Raw genomic sequence first — 23,291 nt, forward strand, 5'->3', positions numbered from 1 at the left:
TTGTTGCGCTTGTCACGGAAATGGACGGCTGAGATGAAATTCAATCATAAATACTGGGCCCTGCTCATCGTGCTGGCAGGGGGATTCGTGGTGGGCGGCTACCTGCTCGGCGTCAGTCAGGGCAAAAACGGCGCTGCGCCGGTGGCGCGCGCCCCGCTCGACGAAGTGGACCCCGCCGCCCCGCTGCCGGCGGGTCATCCCGCGCTGCCGCCCGCCGGCGCCGATGCCGCGCCGGCCGCGCTGCCAGGCGCGAGCGCGGGGATGGGAAACCGGCGCTTCACCCATTTCCGCGTCGGCAACCGCAACGTCAAGGGACTGATGGTGGAAGGGAACCTGGCCTGGATCGGCACCTCGGGCGGGGTGATCCGCTACGACGCCGCCACCGACAGCCACCGCATCTTCGACAACCAGGTCCCGGGCATCCTGTCGAACGGCGTCTTCCACGTCAGCCGCCTCGACGACAAGATCGCCGTCGGCACCTATGGCGGCGGGCTCTCGCTGTACGACCCGGCGACGGATCAATGGAAAAACTACAACATTCCGCAGGGGCTCGCCGATCAGTTCGTCTACGACGTCCAGAAAGTCAGCAATGGCGACGTGTGGATCGCGACCTGGTCCGGGGTGAACCGGATCCGCGGCGGCGCCCTGGACGATCCCGGCAGCTGGCAGACCTTCACGGTGGAGAGCACCGCCGGCGGCCTGCCGAATCCGTGGGTGTACGGTCTTGCCGAAGGTCTCGACGGTGACATGTGGTTCGCGACCGAGGAGGGGCTGGCGCGTTATCGCAAGGGCGCCTGGAAAAACTGGAAGCACAGCGATGGTCTCGGGGCCCCGTATGAGCTGGTGCGTGACGCCATCCAGTTCACCAGCGACCCGGCCGCCGCCTCCCAGCATCACGCGCAACAGAAGGCGGAGCAGGGTATCGAAGACCTCAAGGTCGCCTACAATCCGAACTACATCATCTCCCTCGACGTCGATCGTGACGGCACCGTCTGGTGCGGCACCTGGGGCGCCGGCCTCGCCCGCTTCGACGGCAAGACCTGGAAGAATTTCACCACCGCCGACGGCCTGCCCGCCAACCATATCTTCATGCTGTACCGTGACCGGAGCGGACGGCTCTGGATCGGCACCAGCCAGGGGCTCGCCCGGCTCAACGACGACGGCGTCTCCTTCACGGTGATGACGACGGCGGATGGCCTGTTCGCGAACAATGTCTTTTCGATGGCGCAGTCCGAGGACGGCACCCTGTGGGTCGGCAGCTTCGGCGGTGTCGCGCGTATCGCGGGTGGCGGCTGAGCATGCCCGCCCGGCGCCGGACGGCATGACATGAGACGGCCGGGTACCCGCACGGCGGCCGTGAGCGCGGGCATCGCGCTGGGACTGATCACGGCGGGCGCCGCCGCGGAACTGTTGCCGCCGGGGATGCTGCATGCCGGGGCGGCGTGGTCATGGTGGCTGCTGCCGGTGTTGATCGCCGGCGCCGCCTTCGGCCTCTGGCGTTTCACACGGTCCGGGATCAATCGCCCGCGCGACCGCATGGAGCTGCAGATCGCGGTGTCCGAGCACCGGCTTCGCGCCGTGCTGGATCATATCGTCGACGCCGTTCTCTATGTGGACGAGCGCGGCGCGGTCGAATCCTCCAATCCCGCCGCCGAGCGCCTGTTCGGTTTCGGCGCGGAGGAGCTGCGCGGGCGCGCGGTCGCCCAGCTGTTGCCGCCGCCGGTCACGGCGGGGGAGGCGGCGGCCGGTCTCCCCGCCCACCTCGCCGACATGGCGGGCGGGACGCGCGAGGCGAGCGGGCGGCACAAGAGCGGCGCCCTGTTCCCGCTCGAGCTGACCGTGAGCCGCATGGCGATCCACGGCCGGCTGCATTACGTCGTCATCCTGCGCGACATCACCCAGCGCCGCGCGCAGCTCGCGGCGCTGCGCCACCAGGCGCTGCATGATTCGCTCACCGGCCTGCCGAACCGCGCCTTGCTGCTGGATCGCATCGAGCACGCCATTCATGGTGCGCGCCGCAACCACCGGCCGCTCGCGCTGATGATCGCCGATCTCGACCACTTCAAGGAGATCAACGATACGCTGGGCCATCCCTGCGGCGACCTCATCCTGCGCGAGACCGCGCGCCGCATGAGCGCGCTGATGCGCAGTTCCGACACCGTGGCCCGGCTCGGCGGCGACGAGTTCGCGCTGCTGTTGCCGGCCACCGATCCCGCCGACGCCGCGCGCATCGCCGACAAGGTCGCGCGCGAGATCGAGCGGCCGTTCGCGCTGGAAGGGCACAGCTTCATGCTCGGCGCCAGCATCGGCATCGCGATGTTTCCCGAGCACGGCGAGGACTCCAGCACACTGATGCGTCACGCCGACGTGGCGATGTACGCGGCCAAGCGCGAGCACCGCGGCCATGCCGTGTACGAGCCCGAGCAGGACCGGCACGGTCTGCGTCACCTCGCCCTCAAATCCGAACTCCACACCGCCCTGGAGAGTGACCAGCTGAAGCTGTGTTACCAGCCGGTGGTCGATCTGCACAGCGGCCGTGTCACCGGTGTCGAGGCGCTGGTACGCTGGAATCATCCGTCCCGCGGCCTCCTCGGTCCGGACGAATTCATCCCGCTGGCCGAGCGCACCGGCCTGATACGGCCGCTGACGCTGTGGGTGCTGAAGACGGCGGCGCGCCACAGCCGCGCATGGGTGGCGCACGGGCTGGAATTGCGCGTCGCGGTCAATCTTTCGGCCCACAATCTGCACGACGGCGGCCTGCCGGACATCGTCAGCGGGCTCCTCGGCCATGAGGGGAGACCCGTGCAGCTACGGCTGGAAATCACCGAGACCGTGATCATGCCCGGTTCCGCGCACGCCCTCGAGGTGCTGAACCGCTTGAGCGCGCAGGGCGTGCGGATTTCGATCGACGATTTCGGCACCGGATATTCGTCGCTGGCCTACCTGAAGCGCTTGCCGATCGACGAGGTGAAGATCGACAAATCCTTCGTGTCCGCGATGGCGTTCGACAACGACGATGCGGTGATCGTCCGCTCGACCATCGACCTGGCGCACAATATCGGCCTCCGCGTGGTGGCCGAAGGCGTCGAGGACCGGGCCACCTATGATCTGCTCGCCGGCATGCGCTGCGATTCGGTGCAGGGGTTCTACATCAGCCGGCCGTTGGAGGCGGACGACCTGCTCACCTGGCTGCGGAAATCCGGCTGGTACCCCGCGACGGGCGCGGCCTGAAGGCGGCGCAGGGGGACGGGAATGGATGGATTTTTTACGGGCGGGGACAGATGGGTACGTCTGTCCCCGGCGGTTTCGTCAGGGGGGTTCCGCGGCCATCGCCGCGCCCTGGCCCGGTGAGACCGGGCGATAGATGTCGACCTTGCGGAAGAACTGGTCGACGATGTAGACGCGCCCGTCGCTGTCCACGTCGATCCCCGCCGGCAGCATGTATTTGCCGGGAAAGCCCGACTGACCGCGTTCGCCGATGAACATCAGCAGTTGCCCCGCGCGGTCGAAGATCTGGACGTTGCCGAAGGCGGTGTCGACCACATAGACATTACCGGCGGCGTCGATCGCGATCCCCTTGGGACGGGCGAACTGGCCGGGGAAGCGCCCGACCGAGCCGAAGCTGAAGCGATACCGGCCGTCGCCGTCGAAGGCCTCGACGCGGAAATTGCCGCTGTCGACCACATAGAGGGTGCCATCCGGCGCCACGGCCGCCTGCAGCGGCAGATTGAGCTCTCCCTCACCCATGCCGCGCGCACCGATCCGGCCCCGGGGTTCGCCGCTGCGGGCGTCGAAGACGTGCACCACGTGCTCCGCCGACTCCACCCCGCCGGTGTCCACCACATAGAGGCGCGCGCCGTCGGGGCTGAGCGCGACGTCGGACGGACGCTGCAGCAACTCCCGGTCGCCGATGGCGCGCAGGAAGGTCCCGTCGGCGTCGTAGACCATGACGCGGCGCTCCGTGATGTCGGCGACGTAGAGCGTGCCGTCGCCGGCGATGTCGATGCCCATCGGCTTGGACAGCCGGCCGGGTTTCTCGGCACCGATCTGGAAGAACCGCTTGCCGGGGATGTCGAACACCATGACGGCGCGCTGCACCGTGTCGCTGACGTAGACGCGGCCGGCATGCGCCGCAACGTCGAACGGTTTGACCAGTCCCATGAGTTTGCGCGCCTCGCCCAGGGCGAACTGCTTGAAGCGCATGCCGGAGGTCACTTCCTCGACATCCTCGTTATACAGCAGCGTGCGTTCGTAGACGAAGCGCGGCTCCGCGGGCGGGGGCGGATAGACCGGCGGTGTGAAATCACTCTCGACCTCGGGTGTGCCGGCGCAGGCGGCGAGCAGCCCGAGGGCGACAACGAGGGTGAGGCGTGCGGCGTGAGGCCTGAGGCGTGAAAGCGCCGCGCTAACGAACATTGCCTGCCGGTTCAGGGTCAGCTTACACCTCACTCCTATCCCCTCACGCTACGCCGTCACTTGATATGGCAGGTTTCGCACAGGCGGTCGGCGCGGTCGCGCAGGAGCAGGGTGACATCCGGATTGTGCACGTTGTGGCAGGTGGCGCACTCGACGCGGTTGTCGTAGAGCTTGACGCCGTTGTCGAAGCCGTAAGGGCTGTCCGGCAGCCGAAAGTCGGGGTCCTTGTGGTTGAGACCGGCGTAGGTCATCGAGATCGGATGATCGTTGCTGATGTCGGTGTCGAGATGTTTGATGGCGATATTGTGCGCGACCTTGCCGTTGTGGCATTTGCCGCAGCTCCACAGGTCGTCCGCCTTGTTGATGCGCAGGTGCAGGGCGGCATCCTCGCTGCTGCGGAAGCCGTTCGGTTTGAATACCGTCATGTCGACTGCCATGGTGCCATCATGGCAGGAGAGGCAGAGCAGGCTGATCGGGCTCGGGGTGCGTACCTTGTTGTCGAGTGTGCGGCTGTCGTAGAGGGTGTAGGCTCCGGTGGCCGGCGTGAACCGGTTCCAGCCCTCGATGCCGCCCGCCGCGACGCTGTCGCCGCCCTGCTGCTCCGGCGGCACATGGCAATAGACGCAGGGCGATCCGTAATCCGAAAAGGCGACGCCCGACATCGCCTGTACGCCCGCGCGCTTGTTGAGGCCGGTGAAGTCGTGTTTGGTTCCCAGGATAGTGCCGCCGGCGGCGGTGAGCGCCCACAGCGCGCTTCCCAGCAGCAGGATCGCCTGCAGGATGGGGCTGCCGATGATCCGTCTCATTGTTATTTTCCTCGGATGCCTGTCAGGGAGCGCGTCGGCCGCGGTGGCTGACATTATAATGCAAATGCGGCTATCATTGTCAGGACGCCGTACCATCGCCGGAATCGCCAGTAACCCATGCCGTTGCCTTCCAGTCTTGCACGCTGCGCAGGCGTGATCGCCGCCTGCCTGCCCTTGCTCGCCGCGGCCGTCCCCGCCGCGGAGTCGCAGCGACTCTATCAGCACAACTGCGCCGCCTGCCACGGTGAGCAGGGCGACGGGAAAAGCCGTGCCCAGTTCGGCCTGAACCCGCCGCCGCGGGATTTCACCACCGCCGAGGCATGGCAGGAGCTGAGCCGGGAGCGCATGATCCTGTCGGTGACGTATGGCCGGCCGGGTACTGCCATGGTCGGCTGGGGGAACCGCCTCGGCGCGGACGAGATTGCCGCCATCGTGGACTATATCCGCACGAGTTTCATGCGTCCCCCGGCGCAACCGCAGCAGGCTTCCGGCCAGCAGTTGTACAAGCGTCACTGCTCCGCCTGCCACGGCGACCGTGGCAACGGCGCCAGCTGGGCGCACAACAGCCTCAATCCCCCGCCGCGCGACTTCACCGCGGCGGATGCCGGTCGGGAACTCACGCGTGAACGCATGTTGCTGTCGGTGACGCACGGCCGGCCGGGGACCGCCATGATGCCCTTCAGCCGCGAACTGAGCGCGGCGGAGATCGAGTCGGTGGTCGACTACGTGCGCGCGACCTTTATGGCCGGCGCCACCACGCCCGCCCCGGGCGCGCTGCAAGATCAGGAGCCCGCGCGTCCCGTCGCGGACATGCGCGCGGCCTTGCCACGCGGGTTGCGGGGCGATGCGGACAAGGGGCGCCGGTTCTATCTCGCCAACTGTTACGTCTGTCACGGCGAGCACGGTGACGGCCAGGGGCCGCGGGCGTCGTTCATCAAGCCGCCGCCGCGCAATTTCCTCGCGCCGGAATCGCGTCTCGTGCTGAATCGCCCGGCGCTGTTCGCGGCGATCTCCGCCGGCAAGCGCGGCACCGTCATGCCGGCCTGGTCCAGCGTGCTGAGCGAGCAGGAGATCGCGGACGTCGCCGAGTTCGTCTTCACGACCTTCATCACTCCCGCCCCGGAGTCGCAGAAAAAAAAAGTCATGAAGTGACCCGCGGCCCGCGCGCGGGCCGGGATATCTATAACAATCACTGTTATTTCTGTCATGGCTACGACGGCGATGCCAGGACCGTGGCGAGCCGTTTCCTGCAGCCGCCGCCGCGCGATTTCACCGCGCTCGAGCCCGGCGCCTTGAGCCGAGACGACATGATCCGCGCCGTGACCGACGGGCGCCCGGGCAGCGCCATGATGGGTTTCGCGCAGACCCTGGGCCGGGACGAGATCGAGGCCGTGGTGGATTTCATCCGCGCAACCTTCATCGAGGCGCGGCGGGAGAACACCCGTTACCACACCGCGGAGAACGGCTGGCCGGATCACCAGCGCTACGCCGCGGCCTTTCCCTTCGCGCTGGGCGAACTGGCGCTGGATACCGCGGACGAGGAACTGACGCCGGCGCAGCGCCAGGGCAAGCGGCTGTTCCTGTCTTCCTGCGTGGTCTGTCACGACCGCGCCCGCCTGATCGATGACCGTACTCTGTGGGACCGCAGGACGGTGTCGTATCCGCGCGGCGGCTATTCGCACCGGGACGGCGAGAGCGCCGACGCGGTCTCGGGCGCGTCGCTGTCCGCGCGGCATGACGCTGCCCCGCGGCTGGTCAACCCGACGCCGCAGCAACGGCGCGGGGAAGAGATCTTCCAGCACAACTGCGCCTTCTGCCACGCGCGCGACGGCAGCGGACGCAACTGGATCGGCGCGTTTCTGGAGCCGCGGCCGCGCGATCTGACTTCCGCGTCCGTGGCGGCGCTGACGCCGGAGCGGTTGCGCGAGGTCATCGCGCGGGGCGTGCCCGGCAGCGCGATGCCGGCCTGGGAGACGGTGCTCGACGCGGCGCAGATCGCGGCGGTGGCATCCTATGTGGAAGCGGTCTTCGTACGGTCCGCCAGGGAAGCGCCGCGTGCCGGCCAGGATTGACCCGCGCCGGGCGCGGCATATCTGTTATATTGGGCCGATTGTGGCCGGGACATGACCCGGGCGGGAACGCGGATGGCGAACACGAGACTCAAGGTGGGCGTGGTCGGAGGCACGGGCTATACCGGCGCGGAGCTCCTGCGTCTGCTCGCGCGTCACCCGGAGGTCGAACTGCGTGCGGTGACTTCACGCGAGCAGGCCGGACGTCCGGTCGCCGGTCTGTTCCAGAATCTGCGCGGCCATGTCGATCTGGAGTTCACGTCGCCGGAGCCCGCGGTGCTGGCGGATTGTGATACGGTCTTTTTCGCGTCCCCCAACGGCACCGCCATGACCATGGCGCGCGTGCTGCTGGAAGCCGGTACGCGCATCATCGATCTGGCGGCGGACTTCCGTCTCAAGGATCCGGAACAATGGCGCCACTGGTACCGGATGGACCACGCCTGTCCCGAACTGCTGGCGGAGGCCGTGTATGGCCTGCCCGAGATCAATCGCGCCGCCCTGCGCGGGGCCCGGCTGGTGGCCAACCCCGGCTGTTACCCCACCGCGGTCCAGCTCGGGTTCCTGCCCCTGCTGGAGGCCGGTCTGGTCGATCGCGACCGCCTGATCGCGGACGCAAAGTCCGGCGTCAGCGGCGCCGGGCGCAAGGCCGAGATCGGTACCCTGTTCGCGGAGGCGGGGGAGAACTTCAAGGCCTACGGCGTGGCCGGTCACCGGCACTGGCCGGAGATCCGCCAGGGGCTTGCGGCGGCCGGCAGGGGAGGCCCCGTCGGCCTGACCTTCGTGCCGCATCTGGTGCCGATGATCCGCGGCATTCATGCCACGCTGTACGCCGAACTGGCGACGGAACGTGAGGTGGATTTGCAGGCCCTGTACGAGAAGCGGTACGCGCAGGAGCCCTTCGTCGACGTGATGCCGTCCGGCTCGCTGCCCGAGACGCGCAGCGTGAAGGGCGCGAACCTGTGCCGCATCGCGGTCTACCGTCCGCTCGATCAGCGTACCGTGGTCGTCCTGTCGGTGATCGACAATCTGGTCAAGGGCGCGGCCGGGCAGGCGCTGCAGAATTTCAACATCATGCACGGATTCGAGGAAGGACTGGGACTCAAGGAGATCGCGCTGCTGCCCTGACCGGGCGCCGTGTGCCGCCGGGTGGAGCCGTATATTTGGTATATTTGGGGTCAGAGTAAAAACTGAATCTAGATAGCATACTTTCGACCGATTAAATAAGTTTTTACTCTGACCCCAAATATTATTAATGGCGAACAAACCCACACACGTCATCGTTCCGGCCCGCCATCCCCGCCTCAAGCGGGCCTTGTATGTGCTGTTGAGCGTCGTGGTTCTGGCGGGAGGGTGGGCCCTGTTCGATTACGGACGATCGCGCGCGGGATTCGATTCCCAGGCGGCCCGCGCGGCGCGCGATACCCTGGCGACGCGCATCCTGGATCTGGAGGCGGAGAACAAGCGGCTGAGCGGCGAGAAAGCGGTGCTGGAACAGGCGCGCGATATCGACCGTCGGGCCTATCAGGAAGTCGACCAGAATATCGCCACCCTGCAGGACGAGCTGCTCGAGCTGAAGCAGGAAGCAGCGTTCTACCGTCGACTGGTCAATGCCTCCGGCGGAGACAAGGGGCTGCAGGTCGAGAGCCTCAAGCTGCAGCGCGACGGAGAGTCCCCGCTGCTGCGTTATCGCCTGGTGCTGACCCAGTACGTGACTCCGCCCGGTCTGATCCAGGGCGAGGTACGCATGACGCTGAGCGGACTGCGCAACGGGGCGCAGGCCGAATTGTCTCAAGAGGAGCTGCTCGGCGGCGACAAGTCCGCGCTGACGTTCCGGTTCAGGCATTTTCAGGAACTGGCCGGCAGCCTGACGCTGCCCGAGGGATTCGTGCCCTTGCGTCTGCAACTCAAGGTATTGCCGCGTGACGGCGCCAAGCCGCCGGTGGAACGCAGCTTCAGCTGGACCGAACTGTTTTCGTAGTCGATAGAAGGAGACCGGCCATGTGGAATGGAGCCAAAAAACAGCGAGCCGACAAGGTCGATACCCTGATCGGGCAGCGCACCGAGATACACGGCGATATCGTGTTCAGCGGCGGCCTGCACATCGACGGCGCGATCAAGGGCAACATCGAGGCGGGCAACGACGGCTCGACCAGTCTGGTCCTGAGCGACAAGGGCTCCATTGAAGGTGAGGTGCGCGCCCCCCATGTCATGATCGACGGGCAGGTGATCGGCGACATCTACGCCTCGGAGTCGGTCGAACTCGCGCTGCATGCCCGCATCACCGGCAACGTCTACTACAAGCGCATCGAGGTGGCCATGGGCGCGGAGGTGAACGGCAGCCTGGTACACCTCGACGAGGCCGAGCTCAAGGCCTCCTCCGGGGCCAAGGATGTGAAATACCTGAGTGAATCAGGCGGACATGTTGATTGATGTGGGGCGGTCGGATTACAATAACCCCCAGTTCATGTAAGGAGATACCCCATGAGTTTAGCTGGCTCCGAAGTTATGGCCGAGGCGGCTCCGCCGATTCTGGTGTTCACCAATGCGGCGGCCGCCAAGGTGAAGTCCCTCATCGATGAAGAGGCCAACGACGCGCTCAAGCTGCGCGTGTTCATTACCGGCGGCGGGTGTTCCGGCTTCCAATACGGCTTCACCTTCGACGAAGCGGTCAATGACGGTGATACGGTGATCGAGAATGGCGGCGTGACACTGCTGGTCGACCCGATGAGCTTTCAGTATCTGGCGGGCGCCGAGATCGATTATTCCGAGGGTCTGGAAGGCGCGCACTTCGTCATCCGCAATCCCAACGCCACCACCACCTGCGGCTGCGGTTCCTCGTTCAGCGTCTGATCGACCGGTACGGGGACGGATTTCAAATCCGTCCCCGTTTACCCCGCAACTCCGTCCCCTTCCCGGTCAATCACCCCTTGCGGGCGGTACGGTAGATTCCGCCCAGCAGCACCGGCCGTGTCGCCCCGGTGACGCTGGGGAGATTGCCCGGTCGTCCCCCCAGGGTCTCGTGCGCGAGCCAGGCAAAGGCCATGGCCTCGATCCAGTCGGGCGGAAACCCGTAATCCTCGGTCGATCTGAGCTGAACCTCTCCCAGCAGTGCCTGCAGGCGGAACATCAGCGCGAGATTGTGCGCCCCGCCGCCGCAGACCAGCACCTCCCGCGTCGCCGGGGCGTGTTCGCGCAGGGCCTGCACGACGCCGGCGGCTGTCAGCTCGCACAGCGTGGCCTGGACGTTCTTCCTGATCATGCGTCCGGTGTGCCGTTTCAGCATCCGTTCCAGCCAGTGGAGGTTGAAATACTCCGTGCCGGTGGATTTGGGCGGCGGGGCGGCGAAATAACGGTCCTTCAGCAGGCGCTCCAGCAGGGCCCCGTCGATGCGGCCGCTGGCGGCCCAGCGGCCATCGCGGTCCATGGGCTGGCGCAGGTGGCGCGCGGCCCACTGGTCCATCAGCACGTTGCCGGGGCCGGTGTCGAAGCCGGTGACCGCGGCCTGCGGGTCACCGGGCAGGATCGTGACATTGGCGATCCCGCCGATGTTCAGCACGGCGCGCTCGCGTCCGCGCTGTCGGAACAGCAGGTTGTGAAAGGCCGGTACGAGCGGCGCGCCCTGGCCGCCCACGCTGATGTCGCGGCGGCGGAAATCCGCTACCGTCGTGATGCCCGTGACGGTCGCAATGATGTTCGGGTCGGCGATCTGCAGGCTGGATTTGGGTTCGGGGCCGGGATAATGCCGGACGGTCTGGCCATGGCTGCCGATGGCCACCACCTCCGCCGGCCGGATCCCGCCCTGGTGCAGCACGGCGAGCGCGGTCTCGGCGAACAGGTGCCCGAGTTCGGTGTCGAGCCGGGCGAAACTCTCCAGTTCGTCGCGGGTCCCTTCGCACAGGGCCTGCAGGCGCCGGCGCAATTCGGGCGGATAGGGCCGGCTGGCGGTGTGCAGCAGCTTCGGGTGCCCGTGCAGGTCGACCAGCGCGGCGTCGACGGCGTTCATGCTGGTCCCCGACATCAGACCGATGTAGAGCTCCGTCACGAGGGGTCGGCCGAATGACCGGCGCCTGGGCGCCAGGGACAGGAGGGTACTGCCGGAGCTGCGGGCGAGTGTCCCTTATTCCGCGGCATTCAGGGCGATCGCGGAGGACGCGCCCGACTGCGCGACCTGTGTCCGATCGAGCGTATCCAGGCGCGCGAGATAGGGCTGCGATTCCTGCCTGAATGCGGCCATCTGCTGCGCGGGCAGTGGGGCGGCGTCCGGCAGCGCGACGGTGAGCGGGTTGCGATGGACCCCGTCGACACGGAATTCGTAGTGAAGATGCGGTCCCGTGGCCAGGCCGGTCATGCCGACGTAGCCGATGACCTGTCCTTGCGAAACGCGGCTGCCATTGCCGAGGCCGCGCGCGAAACCGGAGAGGTGGCCATAGAGCGTGCTGTAGCGGCTGCCGTGCTGGACGATGACGACATTGCCGTAACCACCCTTGATGCCCTTGAAAGCGATCTTGCCGTCACCGGTCGATTTGACGGGGGTACCGGTCGGCGCGGCATAGTCGACACCCTTGTGGGCGCGGATCCGGTTCAGGACCGGGTGCAGACGGCCCAGGCTGAAGCCGGAGCTGATGCGGGAGAAGGCCACGGGTGAACGCAGGAATGCCTTGCGCAGACTCTTGCCGTCCGGGCTGTAATATTGGGCGTTGCTGTCCGTTCCGGAGTAGCGCACCGCGCGGTAGACCTTGCCGCGGTTGACGAACTCCGCGGCCAGGATGGCGCCGTCGCGCAGCTTGTCGCCGTCCTTGTAGACCTCCTCATAGACGACCGCGAAGCGGTCGCCCTGGCGGATGTCGAGCGAGAAGTCGACGTCCCAGCCGAAGATGCCGGCGAGCTCCATCGTCAGGTTGTCGCTCAGGCCGGCGCGTTGCGAGGCGAGAAACAGGGAGTCGTTGATGGTTGCGCTGGCCTGGGTGACGCGCTTCTCGAGCGGATGCTCGACCACCCGGGTGGTGAGGTCGCTTCCGTTTTGCTCCACCCACAGGGTGTGCGACTCGTCCATATCATAGTTGAGCGCGAGCAGCCTGCCGTCCTCACCGGTCTGGACCCGGATCTCCTCGCCGGGATACAGGCGCTTCAGGGTGCGGGTATCGCCGCCCAGTTCGAGGATGTTGTGCAGTTCCTGCGCGCTGAGGCCGAGACGCCCGAAGATGAGCGAGAGATTGTCGCCGTTGCGGACCTGCGCCGTCTTCCATTCGCGCTCCGGTTCGGGCGCGGCGGGCAGCGCCGACCGCTCGGCGGCTTCCGTGACGACGCTTGCCGGCCGGACCGGGAGTTCGAGCGGGACGTTCAGGCGGGCGGTCTCCCCGACGATGGCATCGGTCGCGACGCCTGGCGGGGGGAGTTCGGCGAGGATCTGGGTCTGAGCGCCGGTCTGTTCACTGCGCGTCGCGCTGGCCTCGTCCGGGGTCAGCCCGATAATGAGACCGATGCCGACGAGCGCGCCGGCGGCGGTCAGCAGATGGTGGTTGGTGTAGAGAGGTTTCTTGCCATTCCCGCGGGTAACCGGTTTGAAGTCCCGGTTTTTCATGCACAATCTGTCCATGGTGCCATCCTTGTTGTTTGGGCTAACCTTAGCTTGTGCGCCGGCCGCGGTCAATAATCGGATGCACGAACGTTGCAGTGAGTGCATCAACCGGTGCGAACGCTCGTCGGGAAAGGACATTTTTCGCTTCAACGCGGGCATGAGTACGGTAATATATCGGCTATTTTTCAGCCGTCTTAAGCAGTTAAGGGAGTTCTATGAGCGGGGTCGGTGATGTCCTGGCAGAAATCAAGCGCGGCGCCGAGGAGATCCTTCTGGAAGGGGATCTGGCGCAGCGGCTCGCCGCCGGCCGGCCGCTGCGGATCAAGGCGGGTTTCGACCCGACCGCCCCCGATCTGCATCTGGGGCATACCGTCCTGCTCAACAAGCTGCGCCAGTTTCAGGAATTCGGGCACGAATGCATCTTCCTGATCGGCGATTTCACCGGCATGATCGGCGACCCGACCGGGAAGAACGTCACCCGCCAGCCGCTCACGCGCGACGAGGTGATCGAGAACGCGCGCACCTATGAGGAGCAGATCTTCAAGATCCTGGATCCCGGCAAGACCCTGGTGATGTTCAACTCGAGCTGGATGGGCGCGATGGGCGCGGCGGACCTGATCGGTCTGGCGGCGCGGCATACCGTGGCGCGCATGCTCGAACGGGATGACTTCAGCAAGCGTTACGCGGGTGGCCAGCCGATCTCCATCCACGAATTCCTCTATCCGCTGATCCAGGGTTACGACTCCGTCGCCATCCGCGCCGATGTCGAGCTCGGCGGCACGGACCAGAAATTCAATCTGCTGGTGGGCAGGCAGCTGCAGGAATCCTTCGGCCAGCCGCCCCAGGTGGTGCTGACCATGCCGATCCTGGAAGGCCTGGACGGCGTCCAGAAGATGTCGAAGTCACTCGGCAACTACATCGGCATCAACGAGCCGCCGGACCAGATGTTCGGCAAGCTGATGTCCATCTCCGACACGCTGATGTGGCGCTACTTCGACCTGCTGTCGGCGCGCACGGCCGGTGGGATCGCGGAGTTGAAGCAGCAGGTCGCACAGGGCGCGAATCCGCGCGACATCAAGTTCCTGCTGGGCGTGGAGCTGGTGACGCGCTTCCATGGCGCGGCCGCCGCCGCGCGGGCGCAGGAGCAGTTCGTCGCGCGTTTCCAGCGCGGGGCCTTGCCCGAGGACATGGAGACCGTCGAGCTCGCCGCGGAAGACGGGGTGTATCCGATCGCGAACCTGCTCAAGGACGCTGGCCTGGTCGCCAGCACCTCGGAGGCCCTGCGCATGATCCAGCAGGGCGCCGTGCGCCTGGACGGCGAGCGCGTCGAGGACGCCCAGCGTCGCATCGCCCGCGGTGGGACCCACGTGGTCCAGGTGGGCAAGCGGCGGGTCGCGCGGGTGAGTGTCAACTGAATGGGGGCGGTGGAAGCAGGATGGCGTGTCCATGACTGAGGTTGCGGCGATGTCCCCGGAGCAGCCGCTCGTTTCGGTCTGCATCCCCGCCTACAAGGAGCGCGACCTGAAGACGGCGATCGGGAGCGCGCTGGCGCAGACTTATCGCAACATCGAGGTGATCGTTTCCGACGACGCGCCGACCGATGCGATCCGGAACGTGTGCGCCGAATTCGGCACCGCCGTGCAGTATGTCTGTAACGAGGATCGCGTCGGACGTGGGCGGGGCAACTACCGGAACCTCATCCGCCTGGCGCGGGGAAAGTACCTCAAGTTTCTGCTGGACGACGATTTTCTCCATCCCTTCTGCGTGAGCGAGCTGGTCAGGCTCGCGGAGCATCCTTCCGGGCCGCGGCTGGTCGCGAGCCTGCGGCAGGAGGTGAACGAGGCGGGCGAACCGGTCAAGATCATCAACCCGTTCCAGCTCGAGACCACGCTGATGCGCGACGGTCGCGAGCTGATCCGGATCATGGCGCTGTACCTGTCCAATCCGATCGGCGAGTTCTCGACCGTACTGATACGACGCGAGGACATGCTCGAACCCTCGGGCGAGCCCTGGGGGTTCGATCTGGAAGGGGAGCTGTGGCGCGGGCTGGACGACGTCGCCACCTGGATCAGGCTCGGCTTGCGGGGGCCCGTCGCGATCCACGCCACGCCGCTGTCCTATTTCCGCCGGCACCTCAACGCCAACAGTAATCCGGCCTACAACCCGGAGTTCATCTATGCGGTGACGGACTGGGCCATGCTGCTGAAATATGCCGTGAAGCACAATTTCATCAGCGGCGAGGAGATCGAACGATCGCTCGCGCGCCTGCGCGAGATCTACGACATGTGCGCGCACCTGTATCCCGAACTGTCCGGGCATTACGCGCAGACGGTCGCCGAGCTCAAGGGCGGCTGAGCATGGGCGTGCAAGAGTGCAGGCTGATCGATCTGCCGAAGGTCCATGACCCGCGCGGCAACCTGACATTCATCGAGTCCGCGCGGCACATTCCCTTCAGGATCGAGCGCGTGTACTACCTGTACGATGTCCCGGGCGGCGCGAGCCGCGCCGGTCACGCGCACAAGGCCCTGCACCAGTTCCTGATCGCGATGTCCGGCAGCTTCGACGTGCATCTCGACGATGGCCGCGAGAAGAAGACGTTTCACCTCAGCCGGTCCTATTATGGCCTGTATATCGCCCCCGGGGTCTGGCGCGAGATCGACAATTTTTCTTCCGGCGCGGTCTGCCTGGCGCTGGCGAGTGACATCTATCGTGAAGAAGATTATTACCGGGTCTACGAGGATTTCATCCGGGACGTCGGCCGCTAGCCGCGCGGGGGCATGATGAAGCGGGATATCGAACGCTATACCGAGGACTATCTCGCGCACTACGGTTTCGAGCAGGTGCTGGTGGAATATCGCCGGCGGGTGGTGCTCGAGCAGTTGAATGCGGTCCGGCCGGCCGTCGTGCTGGAGATCGGCTGCGGATCGGAGCTGCTGTACCAGCATTACCTGCGCCATGCCGCGCCCCTTGAGCGTTGGGTCGTCATCGAGCCGGCGCCGGCGTTCTGCGCCAGCGCACGGCGGGCGGAGCTGCCGGGCATGACGGTCGTCGAGGGATTCCTCGAGCAGTCCCAGCCCGCCGTGCGGGCGGCGCTGCCGCGGCCGCCGGATCTGGTGATCTGCTCCGGCGTGCTGCAGGAGGTGCCGTCGTCCGGGGCGATGCTGCGGGCCATCCATGCGACGATGGACGGCCGCTCCCGGCTACACGTCAACGTCGCCAACGCCGCCAGCCTGCATCGCCGGCTCGCGCTCGCGATGAGGCTGATTCCGACACTGGACACCATGAGCGAGCGCAATCAGCTGCTGCAGCAGCACCGCGTGTACGATTTCCCCGCCCTGGTCTCCGATCTGGAGGCCGCCGGGTTTGCCGTGGAGGAGCGGGGCGGATATCTGGTGAAGCCGTTTACTCATGGGCAGATGGAGGCGATCGCGCCGGCGCTGGGCGATGCGGTGCTGGACGGCCTGTTCGAGCTGGGCCGGCGCGAACCGGAACTGGCCTGCGAGATCTTCGTCAATGCGCGGATCGCGGCCTAGTCCCGCCAGGCCTCCGGCGCGCCCGCGTCCGCTGATGTGTGTGTCACCGCCATGACCCCGATCAGCGCCGTGCAGCGTCCTGATGTCACCGTGCGCAGCTACGCGGGATCCGATGCCGCGGCCTGGGACGCGTGCGTCAGGGATTCGCGCAACGGCACCTTTCTCCACCTCCGTTCCTATATGGATTATCACGCGGACCGTTTCCCGGACGCCTCCCTGTTCGTCCTCGACGGCGACCGGATCATCGCGGCGCTGCCCGCGACGATCCGCGACGCCGGATTGCATTCGCACGCCGGTCTGACCTACGGCGGGCTGATCGTCGGCCGCGACTTCCACGGCAGCCATGCGCTGCCCGCGTTCGCGGCGATCGGCGCGTGGTGCGTTGAACATCAACTGAACAAGCTGGTCTACAAGGCGATCCCGCATATCTATCACCGGATGCCCGCCGAGGAGGACTTGTACGCCCTGGTGCGGCTCGGCGCGCGCCTCACGCGCCGGGACCTCTCCACCAGCCTGTGTCTGTCCGAGAGGTATACCCCCGCCAAGGGCCGCAAGGCCTGTATTACGAAGGCGGGCCGGGAGGGGCTGGAGGTGCGCGTGAGCGGGGATTACGCGGCCTTCATGCGGATCGAGGCGGAACACCTGAGGGAGAAGCACGGCGTCGTCCCGACCCATAGCGCGGAGGAGATCGCCCTGCTCGCGGCGCGGTTCCCGGCGAATATACGGCTCGTCGGCGCCTATGACCGGGACCGGCTGCTCGGCGGGGTCATCGTCTACCAGACGGATTGCGTCTGCCACGCGCAGTACATCGGCGCCACCGAGGAGGGGAAGCGGCGCTGCGCGCTCGACGCCTGCCTGTCGCATGTCCTGACGCAGCTGTGCAATGGCGTGCGCTGGTTCGACTTCGGGATCTCCACCACCGACGCCGGCCGCGTCCTCGACGAGACGCTGTTGCTGAACAAGGAGTCCTGGGGCGGGCGTTCGGTGGTCTATGACCAGTACGAGTGGGTCTTCTGACCGGCAATGGTGACCGAGGGCATGATCCCGTTTCTCGACCTGCGGCCGGCTCACGAAGAGTTGCGCGCGGATCTGCGTGCCGCGTTCGAGCGCGTCCTCGATTCGGGCCGCTGCATCCTGGGCCGGGAAACAGAACACTTCGAACAGGAATTCGCCGCCTACTGCGGCGCCCGTTTTTGCATCGGCGTCGGCAACGGCCTGGACGCGCTGCACCTGATCCTGCGTGGGTACGGTATCGGGGCGGGCGACGAGGTCATCGTGCCGTCCAACACCTTCATCGCTACCTGGCTCGCGGTCAGTCACGCGGGCGCCGTGCCGGTGCCGGTCGAACCGGACGCGCGCACGTACAACATCGACCCGGCCCGCCTCGAGGCCGCGATCACCGGACGCACCCGCGCCATCATCGCCGTGCATCTGTACGGACAGCCGGCCGACATGGACGCCATCAAGGCCGTCGCTGCCAAACACCGCCTGAAGGTCATCGAGGATGCGGCCCAGGCCCATGGCGCCCGCTACAAAGGCCGCCGCGCCGGGGCGCTCGCCGACGCGGCGGGCTTCAGTTTCTATCCGGCGAAAAATCTCGGCGCGCTCGGCGACGGCGGCGCCGTGACGACCGACGACGCCGCGCTGGCGGAACGGATCCGGCTGTTGCGCAACTACGGTTCCCGCATCAAGTATGAGCACGAGGCGCCGGGATACAACTCCCGGCTGGATGAGCTGCAGGCGGCCTTTCTGCGCGTCAAGCTGGCGCGGCTGGACGAATGGAACGGGCGCCGCCGCCGGATCGCGGCCCTGTATCTGAGCGAGCTGGGCAAGACCGTGTCAGGCCTGCCCGTGGTGCCCGAATGGGCGGAACCGGTCTGGCACCTGTTCGTGGTGCGCAGTGCGCACCGCGACACCCTGAGGGCCAGCCTGTCGGCAGAGGGCATCGAGACCATGGTGCATTATCCCGTGCCGCCGCATGCGCAGGCCGCATATGCCGGTATGAATCTTGGCGCCGGCGCACTGCCGATCGCCGAGGCGATCCACCGCGAGGTCCTCAGCCTGCCAATGGGTCCGCACCTGGAGCCTGCGGGTGCGCGCCGGGTGGCGGCGGCATTGAAGCGATTCGCCGCGCCGGATCCTTGAGGCGCGGAACCCTCCGGGCATTGCTGACGTCAAATGCTTGCGGATGTGGGATCACGGGCGCTGGGCGGCTGATTACCCTGCGCCGGGAGATCCTCCTTTCAATTTCCCCTGGTGGATACGTGGATTTGATGATGGCGGTCGCCCGCTGGACCTGGCGAAAACGGCCGTTTATTCTTCCGGTAACCCACCGTATAGCCGGGAGCGAACCACGCCCCGCGGACACGACATGAACCCGCACCTCCCCAGCGCGCAACCCATCTTCATCGGCGGTACCGGGCGCTCCGGCACCTCGGTGATGGCGGATTTGCTGAACTCGCATCCGGAGATCGTGTTGCCGGTACACGAGAACAAGTTGATCATCGAGCGCGGCGGACTGATGGATCTGGTCAACCGGCTGTCCGGCCCGTTCGACATGAAGCGCCACCATTACGCGGTCGCCGATTTCATCCTGTGGGCGGCCAAGCTGCGCGTGATAGGGTTCGGCGATGCGGCGCTGAACGACAAGGTGCGCGGGCTGATTGCCGCGGGCTCGGACATGCACCAGGCCTTCGAGACCATCGGGCGCGAGCACCCGGACGCCGGTTTCAGCATCCACGCGACCGGTCAGTTCGTGGGCCTCGAGCACTATGATATCTGTGTGAACGACTTCGTCCACGGTCTGCTCGAGAGCGTCTCGGTCGAGGGTATCGTCGATACCGAGGGCCTGATCCGGCCCTTCTTCACGCCCAGGTCGATGACCCGGGATGAATTGCTGGACGCCTGCCGCGCGTTTCTCGACCGGCTCTACGCCCCGTCGCTCCGGCGCGCCGGGGCGCGGCGTTGGTGCGACGACACGCCTGATAACTGGCTCTATCTGGATTTCCTGCGTGAACTTTATCCGGCCATGCGCTTCATTCACATGATTCGGGATCCGCGCGACGTCGTGGGCTCATATCTCAAGCAGGCCTGGGCGCCCTCCGATCCGAAGGCGATCGTTGCCGGCCTGAGCGCCCAGTTCGCCGCCTACGAGGCCGTGAAAGCGCGCGTGCCGGCGGAGTGCGTCATGGAGATTCGCATCGAAGACCTCGCGGCCGACAAGAACGCCGTGCTGGATGATCTCAGCGTGTTCCTGGGGGTGGAGAACCGCTTCGATGGGTCACTCTTCGTCGCCGAGAAGGTGGGTACGGGCAGCTATGCCGACAGCCTCGGAACCAAGGTGCTGGGATTGGTAACGAGCCAGCTTGGCGACTGGATGGCCATGTTTCATTATCTGGTCTGACGCCGGGGCGCGCGCGTCACGCGCGCTGTGGGGCCAGGCAGCGCGGATCAGAACAGCACAGCCGCTCTGAACGATGAACCTTGCCGGTCCCGGGCGGAGAGTTCGGGCGTGTCCGGATACTGCCAGTCGATGGCGAGATCCGCGTCGTCCCAGGCGATGCAGCGTTCGTGTTCCGGAGAGTAGTAATTCGTAGTCTTGTAGAGCACCTCGGAGCTGTCGCTCAGGGTGACGAAGCCGTGGGCGAAGCCCTCCGGGATCCAGAGCTGGCGCCGGTTCTCGGCCGAGAGCCGGGCGCCCGCCCAGCGGCCGAAGGTGGGCGAGGCGCGGCGGATATCCACCGCGACGTCATAGATCTCCCCTTGGATCACCCGCACCAGTTTTCCCTGCGCCATCGGCGGCAGCTGGTAATGCAGCCCGCGCAGGACGCCTTTGACGGAGCGCGAGTGATTGTCCTGGACGAATTCTGGAGACCGCCCGGTCGCCTCCGCGAAGCGCTGCTGATGGAAACTCTCGAAGAAAAATCCGCGCGGGTCGGTGAAGACCCGGGGCGTGAACACGACGAGATCGGGGATCGCCAGCCGCTCCGTCCGCATCAGAACACCCGGCCATCGATCAGTCGCAGCAGATATTCACCGTAGGGCGTCTTGGCCAGCGGCGCCGCGAGTTTCTGCAACTGCCCGGCATCGATCCAGCCGTTGCGAAAGCAGATCTCCTCCGGACAGGCGACCTTCAGGCCCTGCCGCTTCTCGATAGTGGCGACGTACTGTCCCGCCTCGAGCAGGTTTTCGTGCGTCCCGGTGTCGAGCCAGGCGTAGCCGCGCCCCATGATCACGACGCGCAGCTCGCGCCGGTCGAGGTACATCGCGTTCAGGTCGGTGATCTCGAGTTCACCGCGGGCGGAGGGGCGGATCGCGCGGGCAAAGTCCACCGCCTGGTTGTCGTAGAAGTAGAGGCCGGTTACCGCGTAGTTCGAGCGGGGCCGGGCGGGTTTTTCCTCCAGCGACAGGGCTTGGCCGGCGGCATCGAATTCGACCACGCCATAGCGCTGGGGATTCTGCACGTGATAGGCGAAGACCGTGGCGCCGGCCCGATGTTGCGTCGCGTCCTTCAGCAGGGTCTGGAGGTTGTGGCCGTAGAAGATGTTGTCGCCCAGCACCAGGGCCGACGGGTCGCGTCCGATGAAGTCCGCGCCGATCGTGAAGGCCTGGGCCAGGCCGTCCGGTCGCGGCTGCACGGCATAGGAAAGATTCAGTCCCCACTGGCTCCCGTCGCCCAGCAGGCGGGTGAACAGCGGCGCATCCTCCGGGGTCGTGATCAGCAGGATGTCGCGGATGCCCGCCAGCAGCAGGATGCTGAGCGGATAATAGACCATCGGCTTGTCGTACACCGGCAGCAACTGCTTCGAGACCGGCAGCGTGGTCGGGTACAGGCGGGTGCCGGAACCTCCGGCCAGGATGAGGCCTTTTCTGGGCACGAACTCCCCCCTTAGGTCAGTAGCTCTCGCACGGTGCGTCTGACGCCGTCGCGCCAGTCCGGCATCCGCAGGCCGAAGGCGTGCTCCAGGCGGGCGACGCTGAGACGGGAATTGCGCGGCCGCGGCGCCGGCCGCGGATAGGCCTCGGACGGTACGGCGGTCACCTGTTCGGCCGTCACCCGCAGGCTCGCGCCCGCCTGCTGGGCTTCGGCGAGAATCAGCCGCGCGTATTCCCACCATGTCGTCTCGCCGGCCGCCGCCAGATGGTACAGCCCGCCGCGCGACGCCTCTCCGGTCTGCGCCAGCGCGATCAGGGCGTGGGCCGTGACATCGGCGATCAGGTCCGCGCCGGTGGGGGCGCCGAACTGGTCGTTGACGACGCTCAGGATATCACGGCTCCGGGCCAGCTGAAGTATCGAGCGGAGGAAGTTGCGGCCGCGCGCGGCATGGACCCAGGAGGTGCGGAAGATCAGTGCGCGCGCGCCGGAGTTCGCCACCGCTTCATCGCCGGCGAGCTTGCTCCGGCCATAGGCGGAGAGCGGCGCGGGCGTGTCCGTTTCGGTCCAGGGCCGCGTGCCCGCGCCGGAATAGACGTAGTCGGACGAGTAGTGCACCAGCCAGGCCCCGAGGCGCGCCGCCTCCGCCGCCAGCACGCCGGGCGCCTCGGCATTGATCCGCGTGGCCGCCTCCGGATCGTGTTCCGCCGCGTCCACGTCGGTCCAGGCGGCGGCGTTGACGATGACCTGCGGCGCGACCGCGCGCACCGTCGCGGTCAGGCCCGCGAGATCGCCCAGGTCGCCGCACAGGTCCGCGGTCCCGCTGCGGTCCAGCGCGATCAGCTCGCCGAGCGGCGCCAGTGCGCGCTGCAGCTCCCAGCCGACCTGGCCGTTCTTGCCCAGCAGCAGCAGCCTCACTGCATGCCCTCGCCGTACTGGAGCCCGATCCATTCGCGATAGGCCCCGCTCTGCACGCGCGCCGTCCAGTCCGGATTCGCCAGATACCATTCGACCGTCCTGCGGAGGCCCGTCGCGAAACTCTCCACGGGGCGCCAGCCCAGTTCGCGCTCGATCCTGGCGGCATCGATGGCATAGCGCCGGTCGTGTCCGGGCCGGTCCGCCACGAAGGCGATCAGTTCGGCGTAGGTCCGCACCGGGTGGCCCCGCGCGTCGCGCAGGTCGCGTGCGGCCGCCGGCGCCAGTTCGTCCAGCAGGGCGCAGACGGCGCGCACGACGTCGATGTTGGTCATCTCGTTGCGGGCGCCGATGTTGTAGGTCTCACCCGGCCGGCCACCCGTCAGCACCTGCCGGATCGCCGCGCAGTGATCCTCGACATGGAGCCAGTCGCGGATCTGCCGCCCGTCGCCGTAGACCGGCAGCGGCCGGCCCGCGAGCGCGTTGATGAGGGTCAGCGGGATCAGCTTCTCCGGGAACTGGTACGGGCCGTAGTTGTTCGAGCAGTTCGTCGTCAGCACCGGAAGCCCGTAGGTATGGTGATAGGCGCGGACCAGATGGTCGGCGGCCGCCTTGCTGGCGGCATAGGGGCTGTTCGGGGCATAGGGCGTGGTCTCACTGAACGCCGGATCGCCCGGACCGAGACTGCCATAGACCTCGTCGGTGGAGACATGGAGAAAGCGGAACGCCCGCCGTTCAGCGTCGCCGAGCTGCTGCCAGTACGCGCGCGCTGTCTCCAGCAGATGAAAGGCGCCGGTGACGTTGGTGCGCACGAAGGCCTCGGGGCCGTGGATCGAACGGTCGACATGGGTCTCGGCGGCGAAATTGAGCACCGCCCGCGGGCGATGCTCGGCGAACAGGCGCTGCAGCAGGGCGGGGTCGGTAATGTCGCCGTGGATGAAGCGATGCCGCGCCGAGCCGGTCAGCGCGCGCAGGTTCTCCGGATTGCCGGCGTAGGTCAGCGCGTCCAGGTTCAGGACCGGTTCAGCGTCCGTGGCGCACCACCGCAGGACGAAATTCGCGCCGATGAAACCGGCGCCGCCAGTGACCAGTATCATGCCG

Annotated in this window: 23 protein-coding genes; 15 read left to right on the forward strand and 8 right to left on the reverse strand. The window is 66.8% G+C overall.

Annotated elements, in window-relative coordinates; all coding sequences use genetic code 11:
* Positions 1 to 33 precede the first annotated feature (33 nt).
* Positions 34 to 1,296: a regulator gene (locus IPM20_13605; protein MBK9132651.1), complete on the forward strand. Its 1,263-nt coding sequence runs from the start codon at positions 34 to 36 to the stop codon at positions 1,294 to 1,296.
* A 30-nt stretch (positions 1,297 to 1,326) separates the two neighbouring features.
* Positions 1,327 to 3,231, forward strand: coding sequence for an EAL domain-containing protein (locus tag IPM20_13610; protein ID MBK9132652.1), 1,905 nt, complete (start codon positions 1,327 to 1,329; stop codon positions 3,229 to 3,231).
* A gap of 78 nt (positions 3,232 to 3,309) precedes the next feature.
* Here IPM20_13610 and IPM20_13615 read toward each other — a convergent pair whose 3' ends face one another.
* Both IPM20_13615 and IPM20_13620 read right to left on the reverse strand, forming a co-directional pair.
* A complete protein-coding gene (locus IPM20_13615; GenBank protein MBK9132653.1) occupies positions 3,310 to 4,416 on the reverse strand; it encodes a 6-bladed beta-propeller in 1,107 nt (368 codons plus the stop codon).
* A 56-nt stretch (positions 4,417 to 4,472) separates the two neighbouring features.
* The gene (locus IPM20_13620; GenBank protein MBK9132654.1) at positions 4,473 to 5,222 is read right to left on the reverse strand and encodes a hypothetical protein; all 750 of its coding nucleotides are present in this window, start codon (positions 5,220 to 5,222) and stop codon (positions 4,473 to 4,475) included.
* 117 nt (positions 5,223 to 5,339) lie between these two features.
* Between IPM20_13620 and IPM20_13625 the strand changes: the two genes are divergently transcribed.
* The 6 genes from IPM20_13625 (at position 5,340) to erpA (ending at position 10,141) form a co-directional block, all read left to right on the forward strand.
* A complete protein-coding gene (locus IPM20_13625) occupies positions 5,340 to 6,374 on the forward strand; it encodes a c-type cytochrome (protein MBK9132655.1) in 1,035 nt (344 codons plus the stop codon).
* Positions 6,371 to 7,294, forward strand: a complete 924-nt coding sequence (locus IPM20_13630; GenBank protein MBK9132656.1) for a cytochrome c — start codon at positions 6,371 to 6,373, stop codon at positions 7,292 to 7,294. The genes IPM20_13625 and IPM20_13630 overlap by 4 nt, the downstream gene beginning before the upstream one ends.
* Before the next feature lie 72 nt (positions 7,295 to 7,366).
* Complete coding sequence (locus IPM20_13635; GenBank protein MBK9132657.1) at positions 7,367 to 8,416, forward strand: N-acetyl-gamma-glutamyl-phosphate reductase; 1,050 nt, start codon at positions 7,367 to 7,369, stop codon at positions 8,414 to 8,416.
* A 127-nt stretch (positions 8,417 to 8,543) separates the two neighbouring features.
* Positions 8,544 to 9,269 carry a hypothetical protein gene (locus IPM20_13640; protein MBK9132658.1) on the forward strand — a complete coding sequence of 242 codons (726 nt, stop codon included), beginning with the start codon at positions 8,544 to 8,546 and terminating at the stop codon, positions 9,267 to 9,269.
* Between the two features lie 20 nt (positions 9,270 to 9,289).
* The gene (locus IPM20_13645; protein MBK9132659.1) at positions 9,290 to 9,721 is read left to right on the forward strand and encodes a polymer-forming cytoskeletal protein; all 432 of its coding nucleotides are present in this window, start codon (positions 9,290 to 9,292) and stop codon (positions 9,719 to 9,721) included.
* A gap of 51 nt (positions 9,722 to 9,772) precedes the next feature.
* Positions 9,773 to 10,141, forward strand: a complete 369-nt coding sequence (gene erpA / locus IPM20_13650) for an iron-sulfur cluster insertion protein ErpA (GenBank protein ID MBK9132660.1) — start codon at positions 9,773 to 9,775, stop codon at positions 10,139 to 10,141.
* 70 nt (positions 10,142 to 10,211) lie between these two features.
* Here the strand turns inward: erpA and IPM20_13655 are convergent, their stop codons facing one another.
* Positions 10,212 to 11,333 (reverse strand): anhydro-N-acetylmuramic acid kinase, encoded by a 1,122-nt coding sequence (locus IPM20_13655; protein MBK9132661.1) that lies wholly within the window; start codon positions 11,331 to 11,333, stop codon positions 10,212 to 10,214.
* Between the two features lie 75 nt (positions 11,334 to 11,408).
* Positions 11,409 to 12,887 carry a peptidoglycan DD-metalloendopeptidase family protein gene (locus IPM20_13660; protein MBK9132662.1) on the reverse strand — a complete coding sequence of 493 codons (1,479 nt, stop codon included), beginning with the start codon at positions 12,885 to 12,887 and terminating at the stop codon, positions 11,409 to 11,411.
* 197 nt (positions 12,888 to 13,084) lie between these two features.
* Between IPM20_13660 and IPM20_13665 the strand changes: the two genes are divergently transcribed.
* From IPM20_13665 to IPM20_13695, 7 genes are all read left to right on the forward strand, one after another.
* Entirely contained in the window at positions 13,085 to 14,284 is a 1,200-nt protein-coding gene (locus IPM20_13665; protein MBK9132663.1) for a tyrosine--tRNA ligase, read from the forward strand.
* Between the two features lie 31 nt (positions 14,285 to 14,315).
* Positions 14,316 to 15,224, forward strand: a complete 909-nt coding sequence (locus IPM20_13670; GenBank protein MBK9132664.1) for a glycosyltransferase family 2 protein — start codon at positions 14,316 to 14,318, stop codon at positions 15,222 to 15,224.
* A 2-nt stretch (positions 15,225 to 15,226) separates the two neighbouring features.
* The gene (locus IPM20_13675; GenBank protein MBK9132665.1) at positions 15,227 to 15,634 is read left to right on the forward strand and encodes a WxcM-like domain-containing protein; all 408 of its coding nucleotides are present in this window, start codon (positions 15,227 to 15,229) and stop codon (positions 15,632 to 15,634) included.
* 15 nt (positions 15,635 to 15,649) lie between these two features.
* Positions 15,650 to 16,402: a methyltransferase domain-containing protein gene (locus IPM20_13680; GenBank protein MBK9132666.1), complete on the forward strand. Its 753-nt coding sequence runs from the start codon at positions 15,650 to 15,652 to the stop codon at positions 16,400 to 16,402.
* 51 nt (positions 16,403 to 16,453) lie between these two features.
* Positions 16,454 to 17,419: a GNAT family N-acetyltransferase gene (locus tag IPM20_13685; GenBank protein MBK9132667.1), complete on the forward strand. Its 966-nt coding sequence runs from the start codon at positions 16,454 to 16,456 to the stop codon at positions 17,417 to 17,419.
* 21 nt (positions 17,420 to 17,440) lie between these two features.
* The gene (locus IPM20_13690) at positions 17,441 to 18,547 is read left to right on the forward strand and encodes a DegT/DnrJ/EryC1/StrS family aminotransferase (protein MBK9132668.1); all 1,107 of its coding nucleotides are present in this window, start codon (positions 17,441 to 17,443) and stop codon (positions 18,545 to 18,547) included.
* Positions 18,548 to 18,773: 226 nt separating this feature from the next.
* On the forward strand, positions 18,774 to 19,805 hold the full coding sequence (locus IPM20_13695; protein MBK9132669.1) for a sulfotransferase: 1,032 nt from the start codon (positions 18,774 to 18,776) through the stop codon (positions 19,803 to 19,805).
* 47 nt (positions 19,806 to 19,852) lie between these two features.
* On the opposite strand, the gene rfbC is transcribed toward IPM20_13695, so the two are convergent.
* From rfbC to rfbB, 4 genes are read right to left on the reverse strand one after another with little or no spacing between them, the layout of a single operon-like run.
* Entirely contained in the window at positions 19,853 to 20,398 is a 546-nt protein-coding gene (gene rfbC, locus IPM20_13700) for a dTDP-4-dehydrorhamnose 3,5-epimerase (protein ID MBK9132670.1), read from the reverse strand.
* Positions 20,398 to 21,279, reverse strand: coding sequence for a glucose-1-phosphate thymidylyltransferase RfbA (gene rfbA, locus IPM20_13705; protein MBK9132671.1), 882 nt, complete (start codon positions 21,277 to 21,279; stop codon positions 20,398 to 20,400). Before rfbA ends, rfbC begins: the two co-directional genes overlap by 1 nt.
* Positions 21,280 to 21,290: 11 nt before the next feature.
* A complete protein-coding gene (rfbD, locus tag IPM20_13710; GenBank protein ID MBK9132672.1) occupies positions 21,291 to 22,193 on the reverse strand; it encodes a dTDP-4-dehydrorhamnose reductase in 903 nt (300 codons plus the stop codon).
* Positions 22,190 to 23,287 carry a dTDP-glucose 4,6-dehydratase gene (gene rfbB / locus IPM20_13715; protein MBK9132673.1) on the reverse strand — a complete coding sequence of 366 codons (1,098 nt, stop codon included), beginning with the start codon at positions 23,285 to 23,287 and terminating at the stop codon, positions 22,190 to 22,192. The genes rfbD and rfbB overlap by 4 nt, the downstream gene beginning before the upstream one ends.
* Positions 23,288 to 23,291: the final 4 nt, after the last annotated feature.

It is taken from the genome of Gammaproteobacteria bacterium, assembly GCA_016716465.1.
Taxonomy (GTDB): domain Bacteria; phylum Pseudomonadota; class Gammaproteobacteria; order SZUA-140; family SZUA-140; genus JADJWH01.